The organism is Leptospira mayottensis 200901116 (assembly GCF_000306675.2).
GTDB lineage: Bacteria > Spirochaetota > Leptospiria > Leptospirales > Leptospiraceae > Leptospira > Leptospira mayottensis.
Genome location: NZ_CP024871.1, coordinates 3,266,950 through 3,289,000, shown reverse-complemented (window position 1 = coordinate 3,289,000; position 22,051 = coordinate 3,266,950). Strand labels below are relative to the sequence as shown.

20 protein-coding genes and 2 tRNA genes are annotated in these 22,051 nt (G+C 39.8%); 8 read left to right on the top strand and 14 right to left on the bottom strand.

Annotated features, from left to right (window positions below; genetic code table 11):
• Nucleotides 1-577: 577 nt before the first annotated feature.
• On the top strand, nt 578-1,348 hold the full coding sequence (locus tag LEP1GSC190_RS15030) for a ribonuclease H-like domain-containing protein (RefSeq protein WP_002748541.1): 771 nt from the start codon (nt 578-580) through the stop codon (nt 1,346-1,348).
• A gap of 591 nt (nt 1,349-1,939) precedes the next feature.
• Here the strand turns inward: LEP1GSC190_RS15030 and LEP1GSC190_RS15020 are convergent.
• The 3 genes from LEP1GSC190_RS15020 to LEP1GSC190_RS20625 form a co-directional block, all read right to left on the bottom strand.
• Nucleotides 1,940-2,962: an MBL fold metallo-hydrolase gene (locus LEP1GSC190_RS15020; protein ID WP_002748612.1), complete on the bottom strand. Its 1,023-nt coding sequence runs from the start codon at nt 2,960-2,962 to the stop codon at nt 1,940-1,942.
• Between the two features lie 276 nt (nt 2,963-3,238).
• Nucleotides 3,239-3,646, bottom strand: coding sequence for a response regulator (locus LEP1GSC190_RS15015; protein WP_002748461.1), 408 nt, complete (start codon nt 3,644-3,646; stop codon nt 3,239-3,241).
• 444 nt (nt 3,647-4,090) lie between these two features.
• Entirely contained in the window at nt 4,091-4,225 is a 135-nt protein-coding gene (locus tag LEP1GSC190_RS20625) for a hypothetical protein (protein WP_272914455.1), read from the bottom strand.
• 342 nt (nt 4,226-4,567) lie between these two features.
• Here LEP1GSC190_RS20625 and LEP1GSC190_RS15005 point away from each other — a divergent pair, with 342 nt between their 5' ends.
• Nucleotides 4,568-5,326 carry an LIC10920 family plasminogen-binding lipoprotein gene (locus LEP1GSC190_RS15005; protein WP_002748531.1) on the top strand — a complete coding sequence of 253 codons (759 nt, stop codon included), beginning with the start codon at nt 4,568-4,570 and terminating at the stop codon, nt 5,324-5,326.
• 183 nt (nt 5,327-5,509) lie between these two features.
• Here the strand turns inward: LEP1GSC190_RS15005 and LEP1GSC190_RS15000 are convergent, their stop codons facing one another.
• The 5 genes from LEP1GSC190_RS15000 to LEP1GSC190_RS14980 all read right to left on the bottom strand — a co-directional run bounded on the left by LEP1GSC190_RS15000 (nt 5,510) and on the right by LEP1GSC190_RS14980 (nt 9,748).
• Nucleotides 5,510-6,007 carry an SRPBCC family protein gene (locus LEP1GSC190_RS15000; RefSeq protein WP_002748543.1) on the bottom strand — a complete coding sequence of 166 codons (498 nt, stop codon included), beginning with the start codon at nt 6,005-6,007 and terminating at the stop codon, nt 5,510-5,512.
• Nucleotides 6,008-6,140: 133 nt separating this feature from the next.
• A complete protein-coding gene (locus LEP1GSC190_RS14995) occupies nt 6,141-7,100 on the bottom strand; it encodes a polyprenyl synthetase family protein (RefSeq protein ID WP_002748388.1) in 960 nt (319 codons plus the stop codon).
• Nucleotides 7,101-7,168: 68 nt separating this feature from the next.
• Nucleotides 7,169-8,104 (bottom strand): transglutaminase-like domain-containing protein, encoded by a 936-nt coding sequence (locus tag LEP1GSC190_RS14990; protein ID WP_002760441.1) that lies wholly within the window; start codon nt 8,102-8,104, stop codon nt 7,169-7,171.
• Nucleotides 8,105-8,485: 381 nt separating this feature from the next.
• Nucleotides 8,486-9,310 (bottom strand): transketolase, encoded by an 825-nt coding sequence (locus LEP1GSC190_RS14985; protein WP_002748383.1) that lies wholly within the window; start codon nt 9,308-9,310, stop codon nt 8,486-8,488.
• A 51-nt stretch (nt 9,311-9,361) separates the two neighbouring features.
• The gene (locus tag LEP1GSC190_RS14980) at nt 9,362-9,748 is read right to left on the bottom strand and encodes a hypothetical protein (RefSeq protein ID WP_002748527.1); all 387 of its coding nucleotides are present in this window, start codon (nt 9,746-9,748) and stop codon (nt 9,362-9,364) included.
• Between the two features lie 151 nt (nt 9,749-9,899).
• On the opposite strand from LEP1GSC190_RS14980, the gene LEP1GSC190_RS14975 reads away from it, so the two are divergent.
• Both LEP1GSC190_RS14975 and LEP1GSC190_RS14970 read left to right on the top strand, forming a co-directional pair.
• Nucleotides 9,900-9,972 (top strand) — tRNA-Thr (locus tag LEP1GSC190_RS14975).
• A 10-nt stretch (nt 9,973-9,982) separates the two neighbouring features.
• Nucleotides 9,983-10,064, top strand: a tRNA-Tyr gene (locus tag LEP1GSC190_RS14970).
• A gap of 904 nt (nt 10,065-10,968) precedes the next feature.
• On the opposite strand, the gene LEP1GSC190_RS14965 is transcribed toward LEP1GSC190_RS14970, so the two are convergent.
• From LEP1GSC190_RS14965 to ccrA, 5 genes are all read right to left on the bottom strand, one after another.
• Nucleotides 10,969-12,543: a hypothetical protein gene (locus LEP1GSC190_RS14965; protein ID WP_002748577.1), complete on the bottom strand. Its 1,575-nt coding sequence runs from the start codon at nt 12,541-12,543 to the stop codon at nt 10,969-10,971.
• Entirely contained in the window at nt 12,533-15,268 is a 2,736-nt protein-coding gene (locus LEP1GSC190_RS14960) for a transglycosylase domain-containing protein (protein WP_002748326.1), read from the bottom strand. The genes LEP1GSC190_RS14965 and LEP1GSC190_RS14960 overlap by 11 nt, the downstream gene beginning before the upstream one ends.
• A gap of 45 nt (nt 15,269-15,313) precedes the next feature.
• Entirely contained in the window at nt 15,314-16,225 is a 912-nt protein-coding gene (locus tag LEP1GSC190_RS14955; RefSeq protein ID WP_174232266.1) for a ChaN family lipoprotein, read from the bottom strand.
• A gap of 10 nt (nt 16,226-16,235) precedes the next feature.
• Complete coding sequence (locus LEP1GSC190_RS14950) at nt 16,236-16,784, bottom strand: glutathione peroxidase (RefSeq protein ID WP_002748509.1); 549 nt, start codon at nt 16,782-16,784, stop codon at nt 16,236-16,238.
• A 319-nt stretch (nt 16,785-17,103) separates the two neighbouring features.
• A complete protein-coding gene (gene ccrA, locus LEP1GSC190_RS14945; protein WP_002748337.1) occupies nt 17,104-18,351 on the bottom strand; it encodes a crotonyl-CoA carboxylase/reductase in 1,248 nt (415 codons plus the stop codon).
• A 252-nt stretch (nt 18,352-18,603) separates the two neighbouring features.
• On the opposite strand from ccrA, the gene LEP1GSC190_RS14940 reads away from it, so the two are divergent.
• The 4 genes from LEP1GSC190_RS14940 to LEP1GSC190_RS14930 all read left to right on the top strand — a co-directional run bounded on the left by LEP1GSC190_RS14940 (nt 18,604) and on the right by LEP1GSC190_RS14930 (nt 21,348).
• Nucleotides 18,604-19,293, top strand: a complete 690-nt coding sequence (locus tag LEP1GSC190_RS14940; protein ID WP_002748419.1) for a YqjF family protein — start codon at nt 18,604-18,606, stop codon at nt 19,291-19,293.
• A gap of 111 nt (nt 19,294-19,404) precedes the next feature.
• The gene (locus LEP1GSC190_RS20620; RefSeq protein ID WP_002724411.1) at nt 19,405-19,752 is read left to right on the top strand and encodes an IS5 family transposase; all 348 of its coding nucleotides are present in this window, start codon (nt 19,405-19,407) and stop codon (nt 19,750-19,752) included.
• A 47-nt stretch (nt 19,753-19,799) separates the two neighbouring features.
• Complete coding sequence (locus tag LEP1GSC190_RS20615; protein ID WP_036036267.1) at nt 19,800-20,201, top strand: IS5 family transposase; 402 nt, start codon at nt 19,800-19,802, stop codon at nt 20,199-20,201.
• A gap of 388 nt (nt 20,202-20,589) precedes the next feature.
• Nucleotides 20,590-21,348 carry an LIC10244 family PerRA/PerRB upregulated protein gene (locus LEP1GSC190_RS14930; RefSeq protein ID WP_002748578.1) on the top strand — a complete coding sequence of 253 codons (759 nt, stop codon included), beginning with the start codon at nt 20,590-20,592 and terminating at the stop codon, nt 21,346-21,348.
• A 66-nt stretch (nt 21,349-21,414) separates the two neighbouring features.
• Here the strand turns inward: LEP1GSC190_RS14930 and LEP1GSC190_RS14925 are convergent, their stop codons facing one another.
• The gene (locus LEP1GSC190_RS14925; protein ID WP_002748526.1) at nt 21,415-22,050 is read right to left on the bottom strand and encodes a CBS domain-containing protein; all 636 of its coding nucleotides are present in this window, start codon (nt 22,048-22,050) and stop codon (nt 21,415-21,417) included.
• Between the last annotated feature and the right edge of the window lies 1 nt (nt 22,051).

The following is a 22,051-nucleotide window of genomic DNA, read 5'->3' as shown; positions in this document are numbered from 1 at the left end:
CGAATCAAAAATTTCGGCACAGAAGAAGTTTAAGATTACTTAAGTACGAAGAAAAGCTGAAAAAGAACTAAAATTGATGTTATTTGATTTTGTTTTAAAAGACTCGGCCCTATGTCGAGTTTGAACTGGTAGGGAAAATCCCCTTTTGAACTATGCCGCGTTTTATTTGATTTGGAGCCATTTTCAGAATTGCGAGGACAAAGCTGATTTTTTTCCTTATGAAATTTATTCCATTTTACTCTTTATTCCATTTTCCTAAAATAACATTTCAATCTCATATCCTTTTCGTATTTCCCGCCCTAGAAATCATTATCGATAGGATCACGTATCAAATTTTTTCCTGGTGTTGGGAAAAACGGATTTCGGGTTTGATCACGTTTGAACAATTTTCGGTTTTATCTAAAATATCGGCATTTCTGAATTGTACGATTAAAATCTGCCTATCTTTGATCCGTTATACGGTCTTTAGGATTGTAAAAGTTTGGAATGTTTGTGGAAGTTCTTTCGTATGGGTCTTTTGTATTTTGATCCTTATTCCCGTTTTACCCTTGTATTGGGAAATCCTAAGAAAAACCTGATGTTGAAACACACTTTCTGTCATCTTCCCGGAATCAATACGACGGAAGAAAAAAATCTTTGGGAAAATGGAATTTATGATTGGAAAGATCTTGAAGAATATTTGAAAACCGAACCTGCTCCGACTCGAAATCTGACTTTAGGAGCATTAGAATTTTCTAAAAAAGAATTGGAAAGAGAAAATTTTTTTTACTTTTTTCACGTTCTTTCTGCCAAACATCATTGGAGACTTTTTCCTATAATTCGAAAAAAACTTCTTTATATGGATATCGAAACTACTGGTTTAGAAAACGACGATAGAACAACGGTCATCGGGACCTTCGATGGATTCGAATATCATTCCTATATTCGAGGTTTCAATCTTGATTTCTTTTTAGACAATCTCAGCCAGGATCAGATTTTTGTTTCCTATAACGGGATTGCTTTCGACATTCCCTTTTTAGAAAGGGAATTTAATGTGCGCTTTAGGAATAATCACATCGACATTATGTTTTTCTTAAGATCTCTGGGGATCAAAGGTGGTCTCAAGGGGTGCGAAAAAGTATTAGGTATCCATAGACCGGAGGAAGTCTCAATCACAGGTGCTGAAGCAGTAAAGCTTTGGAAGCAATATGTAGATTATGACGATATGGACGCTCTCAAAATTTTAGAAAAGTATAATCGGGAAGACACGGTTAATCTTGAAAAGTTATTCGTCAAAGGATACAATTTAAAGATTAAAGAAACTCCATTCTATGGAGAAATTGTCAAGGAACCTGAACAATCTCGATAATAAGAAGGATATTTGAAATGTTTCTCGGAGAAAAAACGTATCCTAAGAACTGTCTCTACAAAAATAAGTTTGGTTTGTAACAGCCTTGAACATTAAATTTACTGTTTTTTAATGTAGATTGAACTCTTGAGGCGAAAGGATTAATTTGAAGTAAGGATATGCGCCAATTGATTTTTCTCTATGATCTTCTTATTTACTTCCTGTTCATGTGTAATCTTCTTTATTATCATTATCTTATTTCGATGTTTATTTTTGTAGAGATAACTTAAAACCCGGTTCCAAACCGAAGTTTTAAAAGAAATCGTGACAGTCATTCGGTAAGTTTGTAATGAAAACGCGGGAGTTTTCACAGATCACGCCGCCTTGTGTAGTTTACGGGTTTTGGAATAAGTGTTTTTCATTATTCAATTCCTGTGGGAGTTTCCACATCCTAAGGTTTAGAACAGGTTCTTCAAACGATTTCCGCCTTTTTGTTCTGATTATTTCTAAATCCAGAGGTTAGATAAAAATGTTGTCGTCACGCATAACACGTCACAATTAATTCGACTCACATGTAAAAATTTTTTTGTCGTCGTTAGTTATATTACACGTTTATTTGGCACCGATCCATTTATATTTTTCATACGGAGGATCGATTTCCAAAACTTGTACCTGCCCTTGATCGATCAATTTTCGAATTAAAGAATGTAGGATTGCAAGTGCCGTATTGTAGTAACCGCTGTTCGCCACCTTTTCTCCCATCGCTTCGAGAACCAAAGTGGAGAGGTCCTGATCATTTTCCTTCAAGCGACGTACAACTCCTCTTTCCAATAAGTTTAAGGTTTTTGAAAGTAGTTTGATGGCTCTTTGAGGATCATCCGGTTCCGGTCCATGTGCGGGGAGAAGCCTTCGGATCGGTAACTTGGAAAGACGATCCAAGGATCGATGGTAGTCGTATAAGTTTCCGTCGATCTCCGCGTAAATAGAAGAAATGTTTTGAAGTACTAAATCGCCCGTAAAGTAGATCTTTTCCCCTAAGATATAAGGAGTTAAATGCCATCGATTGTGACCGGGAGTATGCAGAACTCCGATTTCTCTGCCTCCCGCTTTGATAACGTCTCCTTCCACGAGCTCTACATCGAAATCTAAATACGGATCTACTCTTTCCGAATTGTCCAAAGCATCATGAAATTCGAATATACCAGTATCCACTCTTTTGAGTTCTGTGGCTCTTGTTGTATTATCGTGATGGCCTTTATACACGAGTCTCCTCATGGCTCTTTGAAAAACTTGAACGAATTCCACATAATTTCCGATCTCCGAGGCCATTCCCGTCATCGCGTATAACTTTGCATCCGTATAATAGCGTAGGGTCAAAGCGGCACTCATATGATCAAGATGATTGTGGGTGTAAATGATATGTTTGATCTTACTTAAAGAAAGGCCGATAGTTTTCAAAGCCCTTTGCAAAAGACCTAGATTTTCGATATAACCGGAGTCGATGATGGTAGGTTCTCCGTCTGGGAGAATATAAATATTGTTGGGTGAATAGAAAGGTTGAGGAATTTCGGTCTTAAAGATTCCGTCTCCGATGTTTTTTACTTCCGGAATAGAATCATATCGGTGAATTTTCATTCAATTCTCCCCAAGTGCAGGGATCCTTCTTTGGATACAAGTTCTTTAGACGCACGAAAGTCTGCAATTGAAATTTCAAATAAGAGTCTATCTCAACCCAAAACCTCAGCATGCACGAGAGTTCCAACAGTAAAGTCTGTTCAAACGTCCATAAACCACCAAAGGGACGTAATCTGTGGGAACTTCATTTTATTACGAACTTACTGAATGATTATAATTGATTTCTTCTTTTAAGGTTTTGGGGTAAACTCTAAGCATCAAGGATGGAATGTCGAATTAATTTCGATTACAGCAAACTTTCACTGCATCCGCTAGCTGTTTGGGATCCCATGGTTTCGGTAGAACAGCGTAAGTACCCGCTTCTTTTTTCACTCTTTCTACTGCGGCATCGTCTATATAACCCGTGATCAAGATGGAACGGATATCTGGATATTTTTGATGAATATGAATTAAAAATTCATCACCTTTGATCCCGGGCATACGCCAATCGGAAAGAATTAAAATTACGTTGATTCCATTTTCCGCCAGGTCGTTCACAACTTCCAACGCCTCGCTTGCATTGACTGCGGTTTCGTATTGAAACTCGTTTCCGAATTGTTTCTTTAGTTCTTGTTTTAACGCGATCAAAATGATCGGTTCATCATCCACACAAAGAATCGCATTGTTTTTTGCTGTATCTTTCAAAAGATCCTCTCCGTTTCTGTCCAAACCGTACAAACTTCAATTGCACGCTGAACTTCGTTCTTCCGGGAACACTCTCTCAAACTCACGTCTATCTTCTCTATGATCTTTTTGCAGATATCAATCCTGGACCGATTTCTTCCCTTATTTTTTGTAGAGAAAAAAGAAAAGAAAATTTCATTCTTTTTGCAGAACCCTAAATACTCGGGATCAGTAAAGTAAGCGATGATCCAAGCATCCTTTTCTTCCAGGCCGATTTCAATCTTCCTTTAGTAATTGATGAATGCAAACCATTATTTAAAGGTTTGGTCTATACTTGATCAAACTTATTCTAATTTACGGGATAGAGTCTGGTCGTTTTTCATAAGTCGATGTTTGAGTCTAAGCTCCTTGGTCCCCTACAATCCATGAAGAATCCGTTTTTACCGTCCCATTTTGATGATTCGTTCAAAGACTGAGTTCTTTTGCGTTTTGTTTGAAGAATTTTCCGTGAAAGGATTCTTTCCACATGCGAATTCTTTCGAAAAGATCCGAATACAAGTTAGTTTTCAATCCTTTTGGGATGACATAAAATACGATCATGCCTGTGCTATTTTACATCCTAAAATCATATTACGACGTATAACAAGACGCCTATAGAATCTGCGTTTAAATGGGGATTTGTCTCAAATTTCATGGTACCTATTGTTCTGTAGGGATTAGTAATTTAGCATTGTTTGTATCCTTTTCCTGGAGAATCCTGCTTTTATTGTCGGGAATTGATCCTATTTTTACGTTATGTCGAACTATTCTTTCGAATTTTGTTTCAGAATTCGGGTGTAGGGAAACGATCTTTTACATACAGGGTCGAATCGGAAAGTGGTAGGTTCGTTTTCATTCTTGACCAAGATTTGCTTTTCGATCAATATAACTCTAAAGGTATTTATGAAACGTTTTTATATCGAATCTTTTCTATTGATTGTTTTTTCGGCTGCTTTTTTCAATTGCGAACATCGGGATCAAAATAAGGTGGATTTGAAGATCCTTGTTGCAGCGACCGGAAACGTAATCCTCATAAACGGAGAGGTGGATTCCGATAAAATTTCCTCTTGTGGAGTTGCTGTTCCCGGGACCGCTGCCTCTGGAACGGCGTCGGGTGCTACGGGAGGAAATACCGGAACCACAACTACCTCGGGTTCTTCTGGTTCAAGTACTCGTTATACGATTACAAGTCAGTTGATTATGAAAAATACAGCCGAAGCGATGGTCCTTCGATTTCAATTCGATTCAGCTCAGTATCAAGGAGCGGTGGATCCACAACAAGGTTTCAGTTATTCGGGTGGAGTTTTCGCTAGGACGGTTACTGGTAATGTCGGTAAAGTGGAATGGGGATCTTCCGGAATTCCAGTATATCCAACAGGAAATGGCGCCGCTCAACAGCAAACCCTACAGTACATGGACATCGATATTTCTCTTTCCGGAAAAATACTCGATAGCTCCACGAGCACGGGGATTCTCAATCAGTGCTATACTTCGGACAACGTTAATTGTACTTCAGTCACGACGACTCAGCAATGTTTTACTCAGGACAATCATTCCTGCGTTTCTACGGCATCGGCTTCAGGTTCCGCGGTTACGATTACCGGAAGAATTTCGTGCAACGCGCCCAATGTGATTCCAAGCGGAGGGTCTACGACTCAGTAATTTTAAATAGACATCCGTTTCTCAACCGACTTTCACCTCATTCCCTGAATTTATAATACACGAAAAATAAATACTTCAGTTTACTAACTTTGGGTATTCTTAGAGGCGGAACATTCGAGTTTTGTTCCAAGCCGTAAGAATTGATTGTAGAAATATGAACCAAACAAAACGAAGTTTTCAGTGTTACATTTTTTTAATAAGAGCTACGAGTTGATCTAGAGCAATTCCCCAACCTTTGTGAAAGCCCATTTCTTCGTGCTTTTTACGATTTATTTCATTTCCATGAATTGCAGTAGCTTTGTATTTAGTACCGGTACCGTGGGGTTCCAGAGTAATCACTGCGGTAAAGAACCCGAATGGGTGAGTGGGATCTGGAGAAGGACGAAAACCGGGCTGAAGCGCGTCGGTCCAAGAAAGTTTTTCATTTGGGATTATTTCGAGATAACAACCCATATTCGGAAAATTCTGTCCTTCGGGAGATTGCATAATGGTACGAAAGATTCCTCCCGGTCGTAGATCGATTTCACAATCAACTGTCTTCCATGGGGATGGAGTAAACCACTGCTTGATATGTTCTGGAGTAGTCCAGGCGGCCCAGACTAGTTCGCGCGGAACGTCTATGATTCTTTCAAGAACCAAATCCAGTTTAGGATCCTGTAGAGGATAAATCTGAGATGTCATCTTTCTTTCTCCTTGGGTTTGTATAAAATGCAGAGATACGAAGAAGGATTCAAGTTGATTCGCTCGTTTCGTTTCTGCATTTAGGAAATCACATGTGAAATCAGTAAATACCCTTATTGGCTGGAGTGCAAATCTATTCTTCCAAAAGTTTCAGAATTTGTTCTTTTAAAAGATTACGGATCGAAGATTCGGGAAAACTATTTAAAAATTTCATTAAGTTATTAGCAATCGTTTGAAACTCCTTATCCATTCGTTTGCGAGTCTGATAACGGGAAAGAAGACTCAAAATCACGACCTCGTCCCTTTGCGACCTTTCCGGTTTGGCAAAGAGCGAATGAATCAGTTTTTTGTCGTTCTTATCCGCTTGATCGAGTAACAACAAAATCGGATAGGTATAAAGACCATTGTAAAAATCCTTGAGAGGAACTTTCCCGCTTTTGCTCGCGGGAGTGAAATAATCAATTGCGTCGTCTTTTTTCTGAAAGAAAGAACCGAGATCAATTCCGAATTGTCTTAGTTTCTTTTTTTCCTTATCGTTTTTATCCGAAAGGATCCCGGCGGAAATCCCCACTGCTCCGAACAAGGAAGCGGTTTTCCCGTAAACGATTTTATTATAAATATCTAAAGTGATTTTCGGATTTTTTTCCCATTCCATCTGAATGAGTTCGGAAATAGAAAGATCCTTAATTACCTGAGTGAAAATATCCATCAGTTCTGGATAACCCAGGTTATTTAGGTGATCAATCCCGCACGCAAGGAGATAATCTCCCGCGAGAATCGCCGTCTTGTTCCCGAATTTGGAACCCACACTTTGTAGTCCTCTTCTGGTTTCCGCCTCGTCGACTACATCGTCATGAAGTAAACTAGCAGCGTGAATCAATTCCACGATTGCACCTATGTCCAACCAGCGTTTGCCGGAATAACCTAAAAGTTGACAAAGGCAATAGTGAAGAATCGGGCGAAGTCGTTTCCCGCCGGATCGGATAGTGTAGGTTTTAATTTCGGAAAGAATCTTGAGATCTTCTCGAATGATCGCTTCGAGTTTTTTATCGAACTTCCGAATCAGAGAATCTTTTAGTGTGGATGCTTTCACTACTCCTTCCCGTGGAGCCAGTATTCAAAATATCGGTATAGGCTCAAGCAAGAACTCTCGAAAGGGATTTAAGCTTTGAGTTTGTTTTCCAAAATTAGGAGCTGTCGGGAAAGAATATCTTCCATATCCCGGAATTGTTCTTTACGGTATATGTGAATCAGATTGCGGTACATCCTTTTGATGATTGAAAGAGTACTAGCTCTAGTAAAATATCTTTCGCTCGGAGTAAAGCTGTTTGCTTCCAAAAAACGGACGCAGGTGGACTTATCCAGAAGAACTCCTCCATGAAACGGGTCGATGAAGGTTTCGTAATCTGGAGAATCGAAATGAAGAAGAAAATGAAGGGGCATATTCACTCCGTAAAGAGGAAGAGAAAGCCTTTTTGCAACCAGAAGATAGATCGCGGAGAGAGAAATCGGGATTCCTTTTCGTGTATGAACGATGCGAGTCACGAAAGAATTGTTCGGATCATCGTATTGGTCGTTGTTTCCTTGAAAATTTTCCTCAGAAGAAAGTACTCTTGTTAAGAAATGAACTTTCAATTCTTCGGAAACATATTCTGGGTTGAGATCGCATAATTCTTCCACTCTTAGAGCGAGTTTGTCCAAATAGATTTTGAATTCGTGATAAGACGCTTTTGGGTCTCCGACGCTGGAAAGAAGAAATACTGCTTCTTCCAAATCTCCGTAATCGTTGACGTGGCCTTTGCCTGCAAGGAGCGAGTAACGTGTATTGATACGTTCCATATGAACAATGGAGGAAATAGAACGGGCAAAAATCCTCAACGTAGGGTCTTTAAACTCTTCTATGAATTCGTCGATTTCGAATTGCCAAGGGATCATATCCGCGATCTCGCGAATCACTCTGATTTTTTCTTCAGTACCGGAAAATTCAAGTTGATAAAACTTTTCTTCGAGTTTGTCGGATGGAAGGTGAAAAGAGTCGTGGTAGGAATCGGACAAAGACATAAAAAATATATTTTTACGAAAAACGAAATGAGTCAATTCGGAATAAAATCTTTCATCGGAAAAAATGAAATGAGAAGAGAAGGGTGGACTCAAAGCCGATTATCGTCGTAGTCAATCCTTAATGTTACACAGAATTCAGAGAAACCTACATAGTTCATAACCTGCGAAAGGGTGATGGTTTTCCAACTTTGGGCCTTCTTATAAAACTTATCTCAAAAACTCTTTACCTTACTTTCCAAACGTCGTTTCGGGACATTATAGTCTATTTTTGATACGGACTTTAGTAGTAGATTTGAGTTTTGGGCAGTTGTAAATTACTATGTCTTACAAGCGAACAGAGAAAGAGTTCGAAGTTGAAAAACAAAGAGTTGAAAAAAGAAAATACTCCCCACAAGAGAAATGTAGAGAGTTGTTCGTCTAGACAGAAAGTGTCGATAATTCTTCGAGAGCTTTTTTTTCTTCCTCCGGTTTTGGAGGAGTCCCGTGCCATCCTGGATTATTTTCCATAAAAGAAACACCCTTGCCCAACACGGTGTCGAACAAAATGATTGTCGGAGAACCTTTGTGAAGTTTAGCTTTTTCGAATGCAGAGATGATTTGTTCGATATCGTGACCGTCTGCTTCCAAAACGTTCCAACCGAAAGAAAGAAATTTTTTACTGAGAGGTTCTAGATTCATAACGTCTTTCGTAAAGCCGTCGATTTGAATTCCATTTTTGTCCATAAAAGCGATCAAGTTGTCCAGTTTATAGTGTGTGGCGGACTGAGCGGCTTCCCAAGTCATTCCTTCGCCGCATTCTCCGTCGGAGATACACGTATAAATTTTATGACTTTGTTTTTTGAATCTTGCGCCGAGTGCGAGTCCCACAGAGACAGAAAGTCCTTGGCCTAAGGAACCGGAAGAACTTTCAATTCCGTTCATATAACGAGTAGAAGGATGTCCTTGTAGTTTGCTTCCTAATTTGCGGAAAGTGAGTAAGTCTTCTACGGGAAAATAACCGGAATGAGCCATAGCTGCATAACGAATCGCACATACGTGGCCGTTGGAAAGAATCAGGCGATCCCTTTCTTCCCAATCCGGATTGGAGGGTTTGTGGTTTAGAATTTTCTTATATAGCACCGCATAAATGTCCGCGAGACCTAAAGGTCCTCCTGGATGTCCGGAATTTGCGGCAGTTACCATTCGGATCACGCTCTTTCTGAGCTCGTTTGCAAAATTCTTGAGTTCTTTGATATCGTTCATATTCTTCCTAAGCGAATGGAATATCGATTTCCACCCCGAAATGGAAGCAGGTCAGTTCGTGGAGCGAAACAAAACCAAGCCGGAAAGGAAAATCGCAGTATATAGAGGAAGGAAAATATAGTGTAGTTTTCTGTGGAATTCTTTTTTTCGGGTTATTCCCGACCAAACCATTAGAAGCATTAAAATTAAGGCCAGTACGGCAAATGCGCGATGTGTGTCGATGATCCAACGTTTGACTGCGGGAATAATTCCAGCGCTTTCCAAGCCTCCGCCTAAATATTTCACATAAAGAAGAGTAAAGGCGGTTGTTAAGTTGAAAGCCGCACCGAGTAGATTGAAAATACGATGGAGAAGATTTTTTTTAAAACGAAAGTAATAGCCCGTATAAAAACAAAAGATTGAAAGGGTCATTCCGGTGTGAATAAGGGCTAGAACCATCTGTTACATTTTCGGCAAACAAGTTATAATCGAAACTTTTTTTCAGCGGAAAGTAGAATCAGGAAAGAAAATAATCCGAAAATATGACAGAGGGCCTCTACGGATTTTTTATTTGACCGAGAAAAACAGACCGAAATACTGGTTTCAAATTGCTGCCTTAGCTCAATTGGTAGAGCATCTGATTTGTAATCAGACGGTTGTGGGTTCGATTCCTATAGGCAGCTATTTTTCTTCGGGTAGGTACTCAAGTGGCCAACGAGGGCAGACTGTAAATCTGCTGACTATGTCTTCGAAGGTTCGAATCCTTCCCTGCCCAATAAAATTCCACTCCACTTAAAATTAAAAGGATTCGAAGCTTTCAAATGAGAGTGTTTTGAGCTTCCGTAAGAAGCTACAAAACGCGTCCGAGTCCATGGATGGGCGAGGCATGAGAAAGACGCCGTGGAGCTTAGTCTATCAGGAAGTAAGACTGCGTAACGGCGAATCCTTCCCTGCCCAATAAAATTCCACTCCACTTAAAATTAAAAGGATTCGAAGCTTTCAAATGAGAGTGTTTTGAGCTTCCGTAAGAAGCTACAAAACGCGTCCGAGTCCATGGATGGGCGAGGCATGAGAAAGACGCCGTGGAGCTTAGTCTGTCAGGAAGTAAGACTGCGTAACGGCGAATCCTTCCCTGCCCAATAAAATTTCTCACATCACTTCAATCGAAACAACAATCAGAAAAGATTTCAGAAGAATTCGAGTAGAATATGCGATCGCGCTCCGTAGGAAGTTTCACAAGTTGAGAAAGGTTTTGGAATAAGAAGGATCAAAAACGCATATTTTTCAAGTTTTCCACAAAAATGAGACTTTGTACTTGCAAAAAGTATAATTTTCTGATGGAGTAAATTTTCCTAAGTCTGCTTAAAGTTATACTTCGATTTTTGGGAAAATCCCGCGAAAGGATCGATTTACAACTAAAGCGCCTCGCTTCTATTGTGCTCGACGGAGTCAATAAATTTGTGATTTGATACTTTTTGTATATAAGAGATTTGAAATTTATTGACCAAAGCTGAGTGGTCAGGCGCAGCTTTAAAAAGTATCGGAAAGATGCGCCTAGCCATGCGCCCCAATGTTCCTCTATAAGACACATAGAACTATAATCCAAGTCGGGGAGATATAAAGACACGGAAGAATTTTCCGGATTTGGACAAATCAGAATTAGGTCATACGATTTAAAATCAGTCGGAATCTAATATGTCCACTGAAATCTTTTTCAGATCAATCGAGTAAAACCTGTATTTCTTGTCTCCTGAAAATCCATCGATAAAAAAACGATTTAGAGATTTGCGATATACTAAATTCGAAATTTGAAAGGAGGGCTCTGCGCCGTCCGAATCAGAAAACACTGCTTGGCCGGAAATCGGATTGTAAGCTGCGTTGACAAGAGTTAAGCCCCATTCTTCCTGGTTAGATTCGAATAATGGAGTTGCGAGGATTGCATCTGTGGAAAGCTCTGAGTAAGGAACGCAGTTTTGAGGCTGTATTAGATCTTTCTTAAATAGGCTGGAGCGATTGGATTTACAAAGAAACTGAGGCGCAGCAGATAAAAAGAGCGTTCCTTCCTTTTTGCGATAATCCCAAAAAGGAGTTGGATTTTTTTCGCCGGAAAACAGTTTTTCATCCAGAAGTTTTTCGTAACTTGAGGGGAATTCGTTCGAATTATCTGTATCTGGTTCTTCGGTTTTATCGGAGATTTCTTTTCCTAAAAAGTATTCGAATACCGGATCGGGAATATCGTTGTTTAATATTTTTATGGCTTTTAAAAATCCCTGACCCGGGTGTGTATTTTCAAAATTTTTAAAGCAGACTCTGGATAAAAGTTCTTCCGATTCGTCCCCTGGGAAAAAACTTTTCGTAAGATACGAGCAAGCTTCTTGTTTTCTTCCCGAAATCAAAAGAGTTTTTGCGGTTTCGATTGCGCTTCGGTCTTTGCTTGCATAAGAACCGCTCATCCAAAAATACCTAGCGGAAGAATCGTATTTTCCCAAGTTTCTAAGAAATTTCCCATAAAGATATAAAAGATCCGATTTACCTTCTTCGTTTAACGATTTCAGTCTACCTCCGGAATAGATTCTTTTATAAGCACTTCCTCTTCCTGAGTGAAGGGTGAAACTGATGCGTAAAGCCAAAGAAGTTTGCGGGTTGAGAATTCCTTTCATCTCTCCGAAAGCGTGGATTTTTTCCCAGCCGTCGTAATCGCCCGTTTTAATTTTTACCGCATAACAAGCTTTATAGAGAGGGGCATTTTCTTTTTTGGAAAGAATTTTGAATAAGAAAGGCATTTCTTGAACGACGGGCTCAGGAGTTTGTATCGAAGAGGTTTCGATGGAAACGGATTTCTCTTCGGTTTGGGGCGGATTTGTTTCTTGAAAGTATATGTCTGGATTCGAAATCGGTTTATTACAACCAGAAATGACGGAGACGAGTGCGGAAGGACTTACGTTTAAACCGTTTGCGAGTTCGCTAACAATTGAGGGATATCTTCCTTTTTTATCCGTGATTTTTCCCGAGCGAATCATGATTAAGATTGCGGGAACATATTTGCGGTATTTCTCGTAGAGGAAAAAAAGTCTGGAAGACGCTGTTTTACGGATATCAGACTTTTGAGACGTCCGAAGAAGTTCTTCGTATAAAGGAATCGAAAACAGGGGGTCCTCTTTTTCCATCGTATACGCTTCTTCATAGGAAACAGGATATACGCTTAAAATGGAAATTAAGAATATTACAATAAAAGAAATATCTTTAAAATACATTTCTAAGGACTTCCCGTTTTGCGTCCGTTCCGTGATTAAGAGGACAGATTTCAGAAGGCACGGTTCCGTTTTTAAAAAGTTCTTTTCGAGGATGTTTACAGGAAGGTCCAGGAAGTTTACCCGATTCTTCGCAAACGGTTACGCTTATCGCGTGTTCGGTAACCGGATATCTTCTTTTTTCGTCTTCCGTGGCTTCGAAAGTTTTTGCGACCGATCCCCAAAGAGGAGCTGCAACAGTACCACCTAACGCGGACGATCCGAGTCCGTAACTCGGGTCATCGTAACCGAGCCAGATTGCCATTGACATTCCCGGTTTTACTCCCACGAACCAGTTGTCTCTGTTATCGTTTGTAGTCCCTGTTTTACCGGCAACTTCACCTCTATATCCGGTGCTTCTCACTCCTGCCGAATTTGCACTCCCGTGAAGAAGGTCGATCATGATTTCTGCGACTTGAGAAGACAACACCTTTCTTTCTTCCGGAACTTTTAATCCGAATTCGTCTGTAGACTTTCTTTCGTAAACGATTTTACCGGATCGGTCCGTGATTTTTTGGATCAGATAAGGACGTTTGATCGTTCCGTCGTTTGCAAACGCGGAATACGCAAGAGCCATTTCCAGAGGAGAAATTTCCAAAGAACCGAGTGCAAGGGAAAGATCTCCTCTGAATCTAGACTGAAGTATTTTCGGATCAGGAAAGAAATACTTTTGAAAAAAGTCTTGAATCTTTGAAATTCCTAATTTCTCCGCGATCTGAACCGCAGCTGTATTTTTGGACTTTGCTAAAGCGTGTCTAACGCTGATATCTCCGTCATATTGATTTCCTATATTTTCTGGCATCCAGTTTCCAGTTTGATTTCTATAAATCAAAGGGGCGTCCAAAATTCTGGAGGAAGCGTTGATGAGTTCGGTCTCGATTGCAGCGGAATATAAAATTGGTTTAATGGAAGAACCCGTCTGACGTTTCATCGCGGTAGTTCTGTCCAACTGATTATCGGCTTTGAACTCAGAGCCACCGTGCATCAATAGAATTTCTCCCGTGGCAGGATCAATAGCGACTAACGCAACTTGGAGACCGGATTCGCTTGTTCCGCCGAAAGAGTCCGTATCGATGAAAAGTTCGAGCGCCGGTGAAATATCCTGAATGTATTTTCGAAAAACCGCCGTCTCACTGGAATTTTTGTTATCCGTGAGTTTTGTTTTGCGAACGAGTCCGCTCTTTTGAATGTTGTCCAGGTAATTTTTTACAATCTTCGAGAGCTCTGCTTGAACCGGTTCCGCAATTGTGGTGTGAATTGAAAAACCGCCGGTTTCATAGATATTGGAATCGGGGTATAAGGAATTCAAAAATTTACGTACGTGTTCCGTCACATACGGAGAATCATCTTTTCGGTTTCCGAACACTGTCTCACCCGGTGATCTCATATGAAACGAAAGATAGATCTCGTCCAGTTTCGGTTTCGGATTTTCTTTTAAAATTTCTTCTTTTCGGAAAGAATGAACGATCGCGTTCACCCGTTGTCTGGATAGATCTGGATTTTTTAAAGGTGAAAAACGATTTGGAGCCGAGGCCAAGGAGGCGAGAACAATCATTTCCTCCGTGTCGAGTTCGGAAGGAGTCTTTCTGAAATAGAATTCGGCTGCGCTCGCAAATCCGAAGGCACCGTGACCCAAGTATACATTATTTAAATAATATAATAATATTTGCTTTTTCTCATATGTATATTCTAGAGCAAAGGCAAGCTGAGCCTCTTTGATTTTTCGGACGAGACTTTTTTCGCGATCGTCCAATAAAATTCTCGCGAGCTGTTGGGTAATTGTAGAAGCTCCCTGTTTAAAACGGAAACTTGTGATGTTCACGAAAGCTGCACGGAGAACGGACATGTAGTTAATTCCGCTATGAGAAAAAAATTTTCGATCTTCTACCAAAAGAACGATCTTTTTCAGGTTTTCAGGATAAGCATCCCATTCCAGATTACTCGTTTTTTTCGCGAAAATTTCAGAAACCTTTTTCCCATCTCGATCGTATATCACTGAGGGCTGATGGTTGTAAAAAAGGGAAATCATTTCCTTAAGTTCCGATTCCCGAGTGATTACCCCCACCCAAAAAAGTATCATTCCAACAAGAAGCAAAGAAATGATCACACCCGCGGAAAATAAAACTACATTTGGAAGTTGGAAACGACGACCGCTGATTTGTTCTCTCAGTCTCTCAGCGAGAGTTTTGATTCGGGGTTGTCCATTGTCTTCGATTTCACGCCGAACTATGAAGAACGGTTTTTTTTCGAATGAAATCATTTCCTTTCGAAGGAATGGTTTGTCAGTAGCCGATGAAAAAGGATCCGACTTTTGACTTTTCGGTATATTCCGAAATTTTTGTATAAGTTCCCGCATTTTCCCGTTCAGGTTGGTCTGAAATTGAGAAAGAAGGTTCCAAATTTTTTCTGAGCCGGTAGATTCAAAATCTATTTGAGGAGGAGCTTGAAAGTGGGGAGTTCCCACATCTTGGAGCTGTTCCGGATGAGGTAGGATTTCGTCGGAGGGGGAAATCGACTTTATATGGGACGGAGTCGAAACTTCCATTTTCACGAGGACTTTGTGACCGCACTGATAGCAGGTTAGTCTAAAAATGGAACCTGTAGGAACTCCTTCCGGCAAACGAGAAGTCGTTCCACATTCGGGGCACAAAAATCGAGAACTTCTAAGGGTTTGAATTCCCGTTTCCATTATCCCCTTAATTGTCGGAGAATCCTAGAGTTCCAGACAAGTACTTTAATTCTCTTTTTTTCTCCTTTCCGTAATCACGGTGAAGTCGCAACCCTTGAGTATTTCAGCCGGAATTATGCTATCCTCCTTCAAAGGAAACATGGAAATCGAAAGTGTTTTAAATCCAAGTTTACGCAGTCTATAAACGACGCCAAAACCTTCATCGCTATGAAAACGACCGTTGATATGAATCACCTTACGCCCTTTTGTTAAAAATGCATTCGCGATCGAGTCAGTCATTCCTGCATCCCAAAGATATTGAGCATCCACGAATTTTTTTTCGGTGTTCGCGTCTAAATTTATGCCTGGATGTTCTTTGAGAGTGTTCTTAATTTTAGTTTCGTAATCTTCCTGGGAGAAAATACGAATGAGATATTTAGGAGGCAGAAAAACGGAACGAATCTTAAATAACGCTTCGAGCCCGGAAGAGGAAACTAAATTCACGTATTTTCTAGGTACGTTGGATGCAAGAACCGGAACCCGGTGTTCTTTTGCAAATTGTATGAAAGGATGATAGTCTCTTAGATAGTTGGGCCAAAGTGTTAGGGAATTGAAAAAAGTTTTCTCTCCGATCTGACCGTTTAAATATTCGTCTAAGGTTTTTTGTTGGTCCCTTTCCAACATTTCCAGAGAAAGGATTACAGGAGTTTTTAAAGCAATTTTTTTAAACCAATCTAAGCGAATTTTATGGCCGATAATATCGTCATGTTCTTCTCCAAATATTAAAATATCATAATTTTCAAATGTTTTTAGAACCGTTTCGAAATCAACACCTGTCTCCGTCGGCCCTTTTTGGATGGAAAACGGGCCCCCGTTCTCAAGTTTACTTTCGGGAAAAATGGAATTACCTTTCGAACAAAAAATCAATAAAATGGCAAAAAAACAAGTTCTTGAAGTTCTTAAATAAGGATTTTTCAAAACCAAAAACCTATTTCAAAAGAGATTCGATTTTTTGGACTACGACCGAAGCATCTGGTTCTACCGCAGAACGATATCTCGCTTCGATTTTTCCTTCCTTTGAAATGAGGAACTTTTCAAAGTTCCATTCTATCTCGCCGGGGTTTGGAGAACTTTCGACCAGATAAGAATATAGAGGATGTTGGTCTTTTCCTTTGACGGAAATTTTTGACATCATATCGAAACTTGCGCCTTTTTGGATTCTGCAAAAGGTTTCAATTTCCTGATTGGTTCCAGGTTCTTGGCTCCCGAAATTATTGGCCGGAAAACCAACTATGACGAATCCCTGATTCTTGTATTTTTTATAAACTTTTTCAAGATTATCGTATTGATAAGTATAACCGCATTTAGATGCTACGTTAACCACCATTACTACTTTTCCCTTGTATTTGGAAAGGGATATGTCGTTACCTTTGATATCTTTTACTTTAAAATCATAGAAACTTTCCTTTGCAAAAGCTCCAGCTAATGGAAAAAGAATCCCTAGGATAAAAAACAAAACAGAAATTTTTGTCTGCATAAACTTTGACCTTCTTCTACGAATTAAAATCATAATTTACATTTGCTTCAATCGTTTTTCAAAATCGAAAATTGCCTTTCTCAAAACTAAGAGATCTATATTGGGAAGGATTACAGAATTTTATCTTCGATCAGAAATATTATCTATCGTTCAAGTGGAGAATTCTAAGTTATTTGAAAGTTACGCTGGTGTTATACTCAGGATAAGTCGGAGCATGTGATTGAGTTTTTTTTAGAATAAATTTCGGTTTAAAAATAAAAAACCCCTATAGCCATCGCTTTCGGGGTTTTATTTATTAGAGTTGATTAGGGTTGTGGAATTATTTTTTTCCCAATCCCGGTTTATCGGCTCCGACTAAAATCGACATGTTTCCGGCCGGATGTTTGTTTTCTTTCATCAACTGGTGTGCGGTCGCGGTTTCGTTCCACGCAAACGTTTTAGAAAGACAAGGATCGACTTTTTTATCGATGACCAAGTCGTTCAGACCTTTCGAGTTATCGTCGTTCGCAAAGTGCGAGCCTTGGAGACGTTTTTGTCTCATCCAGAGATAGCGCAAGTCGACGGTTGCATTATAGCCGGTAGTTCCCGCACAGATTACGACCATGCCACCCGTTTCGCACACGAACATGGAAGTAGGAATCGTAGTTTCGCCGGGATGCTCGAAGACGATCTTCGGATTTTTTCCTTTTCCTGCGATGTCCCAGATCGCCTTTCCAAATTCGCGAGCGGACTTTGTCCATTCTGCGAATTTTTCCATCTTATTGATTTCGGAAGTTAGCGCTCCCCAATGAGAGAATTTCTTACGGTTGATAACACCCGCCGCGCCTAACTTCATGCAGAAATCGATCTTATCGTCTTCGGAAACGACCGCGATTGGAACTCCGCCTGCCGCTTTTACAATCTGGATTGCCATCGCTCCAAGTCCACCTGCGCCCCCCCAAATCAGAACTACGTCGTCTTTTTGGACGTTATTCGGAGTCCAGTGATGAAGCATTCTATAAGCGGTCGCTCCTACGAGCATATAAGCGGCGGCTTCTTCCCAGGAAAGATGTTTCGGCTTTGGAAGACATTGGTGATCTTGAACCTTACAAAACTGTGCAAAGGATCCCCAATTCGTTTCGTATCCCCAGATCAACTGAGAAGGGGCAAACATCGGATCTTTTCCCGCTTTGATCCAAGGATCGTTGCGATCCCAGATTCCACAGTGAAGAACGACTTCGTCTCCTACTTTTACGTTCTTAACATCGGGACCGACTTTATAGACGATCCCGGATGCGTCGGATCCACCGATGTGAAAGTTTTCAGGTTCGCCTTTTTTATTTCTGGCACCGATTACATCTACGGGAAATCCAAGGGCGGCCCAAACGTTATTATAATTTACACCGGCTGCCATTACCGCGACGAGTACTTCGTCCGGAGCTAGTTCTGGAACATCGATAAGTTCTTCCTGAATTGCTTTGATTGGGTCGCCGAAACGATTGGCTCTAACGACCTGTGCGTACATTTTTTTAGGAACCTGGCCCAAGGGGGGAAGGGTTCCGACTGGAACGGATTCAATTTGGCTCATGTGCACAGATTTCCGAAGTTTGCTATTTGATCTACACCATTTTGTGGGAACTCCTGCGTTTTTACGACGATTTAGTTTTTCCCGTGAGAAGGGAACATAGTAGTTCCCACAAAACTCGAATCGAAAAAGGAAACGTTCGCTAGAACGGCTAAGAAAGATAAAAATAACCAACCGATGAATACAAATTCCTTAACTTACATACTTGGGCAGACTTCGCATCGACCGTGGCCCTTACCGAAAACGAAGCCGTTTATGATTCAGAACTGGGAGGAATTACTTTTTCTTCATTGGGAGGTCCCACAAAAATTTTTAGAGAAAATTTTACCTCAGGGTTTGGAAATCGATACGTATCAAGGAAAGACTTATATAGGAATAGTCCCGTTTCGAATGAAGCGAGTTAGGCCGATTGGTCTGCCGCCATTCCCTTGGATTTCGTATTTTTCGGAGCTGAATGTTCGGACTTATGTCAAAGCAAAAGGCAAACCGGGAGTATATTTTTTCAGCTTGGATGCTGGAAATCGTATTGTCGTCGAGGTCGCTAGGAAATTTTTCCATCTACCGTATTTAAATGCGAAAATAAACTTTAAAAAAGAAAAAACTCGAAAAGAATTTCACTGTCGCAGAAACGATTCGCGCGCAAACCCGGGAGAATTTCATATAACTTACCGGCCTTCGACCGAAGTTTATAGAACAAAGGAAGGAACTTTGGAAAACTGGCTCACGGAAAGATATTGTCTTTATTGTAAAGATTCTCAAGAAAAAATTTATCGAGGAGAGGTTCATCATCTTCCTTGGCCTATTCAAAAAGCGGAATGTAATATTTATCATAATACAATTTTAAAAAGTAATAATATTCCTTTGACGCATTCAATGTCGGAACCGCTGATACATTATTCTGAATCTCTAAAAGTCGCTCTTTTCCCCTTGGTTCCCGTATATTGAAATACAAACGTCTTAAGTTGTAAATAAAACAAGTCCACATCTTACTCTTATGGATTAAGAGCCGGTCTCAAAACTGGTTGTACTTTTGAATCGTAATTATTTACTTGTGAAATGGACAAATATTATTCAGAGATCCCCGATGCACTTTGGGAAAAAATAGAACCATTAATCCCAAAAGTTAGGGCAAATCTCCAAGGAGGTCGCAATCGATTACCTACAAGAGTGGTAATGGCGGGGATCATCTATCGAATGAAAACAGGCTGTCAGTGGCGGGCAATTCCGAGTAACTTCGGATCTGGTCAAACTTGTCACAGAAGATTCCAAGAATGGGAGCGAGCGGGAGTATTCAAAAAGGTTTATAAATCTATTTTAAAATATTATGATGTGAAGAATAAGATAGCATGGGACTGGGCCTCGATGGATTCCGCAATTGTTAAAGCTCCCAAAGGGGGAGTTTAACCGGCAAAAACCCTACAGACCGCGCCAAATTAGGGGTTAAACGGCATATTCTTACGGATGGAAATGGAATTCCATTGGCCATAACATTGAGTGGAGCCAATGTTCATGACAAGCATAACGTAAAAGAGACTTTAAATTCAATCCTGATTTTTTCCGGTAGAAGAAAAAAGAAACCAAAACATCTCTGTCTTGATAAAGGATATGACTTTAAAGATACGGAAAAATTAATTAGAAGAAGAAATATCCGGCCTCACATTCGAAGAAGAGGCGAGAAACCATTGATCGGTAAATATAAAGGAAAGCCTCGAAGATGGGTCGTTGAAAGAACGAACAGTTGGCACAATCGATTCAGGGCTATCCTTATCCGGTGGGAAAGAAAATCTGAAAATTATATGGCTTCTCTTTACCTCGCGAGCACTATTATTGTTTTCAATTTCTTTAATAGATAGTTTTGAGACCGGATCTAAGTCATCGTGCGAAAAATAAATTTTTTGATCCAGTAATCCGATTTCAAGATTTTCGTTTTTATACCGTATCATTACTTGAGAAACAAATATCGTCAGGAATATGAAAAAATTCTAAGATAAAAGATCTTTTGACTTTTATATTTCGACGTAGAAGATAAAACGAAAGAGTAAGTTGTAGGAAAATCGAAGAAGGTTTTTTTATTTTTAATATAGAAATTTTAAGAAAAAAGTTTAAAAAAAGTAATTCTACTTCTATTAACAGCATTTTGAATTAAAGGGAATACAATATACTTAAATGCCCGCTTTTAAGTCTTAAAGAGATGATGAGTTTGGAAAGATCAAAATAATAAAATTTGGAGAAACAGAAAACATGCTGGCACATATACGACCCAATCAACTTTTTTGCACAGATAAGGATCGAGAGCAAAGTTTACAAACTTTAGGAATGATACTTGAGTTGAGTGAAAAATGTTACGTGTTTGGAAAATACTTTTTTATCGACGCTTTAAATTCCGAAGAACATCCGTTTCTTTTGAAAAAGGGATTCTACCTGATGGGAATCGGAATGGATGCAGAAAATGTTTCCAATATTTTAAAAAGATATATCATTTCGGGAAACTACGAAGGAAAAGAACTTTTAGAAAGGATCATCATACTTGAAGGAATAGAAGCGATTCAGAAGGAACTTTTTATATCCGTTTTTTTAGAAAGGGTAGCGTCTTATTTTGGCGAATCCTATCAAAAGAATTTTTGGGATTTCGTAAATCAGAAAAGAAAAGAGATCGATGGAATTCTTTTGAACGATTTTTACTCGGAGTTTTGTAGCTCCAAACCTCAAATTGATTCTGATGTTCTTTTGAGCAGGGCGTTTCATTCTTTTTCGTATAATGAACTGAGGACTTTATTGAAACAAGTAAGTCTTTCGGATCTGGCGGAAGCTTTGAAGAATGTACGGGAAAAACTTGTGCTTCAAGTGATGGATTTTCTTGATAGAGAATCCTCCCGTTGGCTGATGAAAGAATTGATGAGAGCGGACGATTCTGATAATGGCTTTGAAAAAGTGAAGGAGGCTCAATTAAAGATTCTCGGTATTTTTGCCTCTAGAAAGGAAATAGGTCACTATTTTTGAGTAAATTGAAAAAGAATGGGGGAAAATTGTCTCAATTCCACAGAGATTTCGTTCAAGCTTTGGTGTCTAGGCTAAAAACTCTCTTTCGTTAATTCTTAAAATTGCGCGTAAAACGTCACTTCTCGTAATGATTCCGATCACTTGAAACGAATCGTTTATTACGGGAAGACATCCGATTCTTTCTTCGAAAAGAACTTTCGCAATTTCCCCGATTCCTGCTTGGATCCGCACGGAAAGGACTCTGGTTTTCATGATTTTACCGATCGTCTTGCCGAGTTCGACCTCCGATATATGTTCCAATTTCCAACGCATCCAATCCCGATCTGATATAATGCCGCATAACGTATTTTCCCCATCAAGTACGGGAACGTGACGAAAACGTTTTTGAATGAAAATGTCTTGCGCTCTTGAGATCGGATCTGATTCCAAAAATCCTACCACCGGAGAAGTCATCAAATCCTTTGCTGTCAAAAAGGAAATGGAGTCTCCATGTCGGATATTTCCTAAAGAAGAGGAGGTCTTGTATTCGGCGCTGATTTCTTCTCCCACTTTTTTTGTTCTGTTTTTTCGTTCAGTGTCTTGTTCCGATTCCGGTTTTTTAACGAGAGGAGAAGGTGCAATCGAATGCAGTCGACGAATGATTTCGGGTTGAACCGGAGGGATATAAACTTCGGAAATTCCTCTCGTCACCCAAAAAAACAAA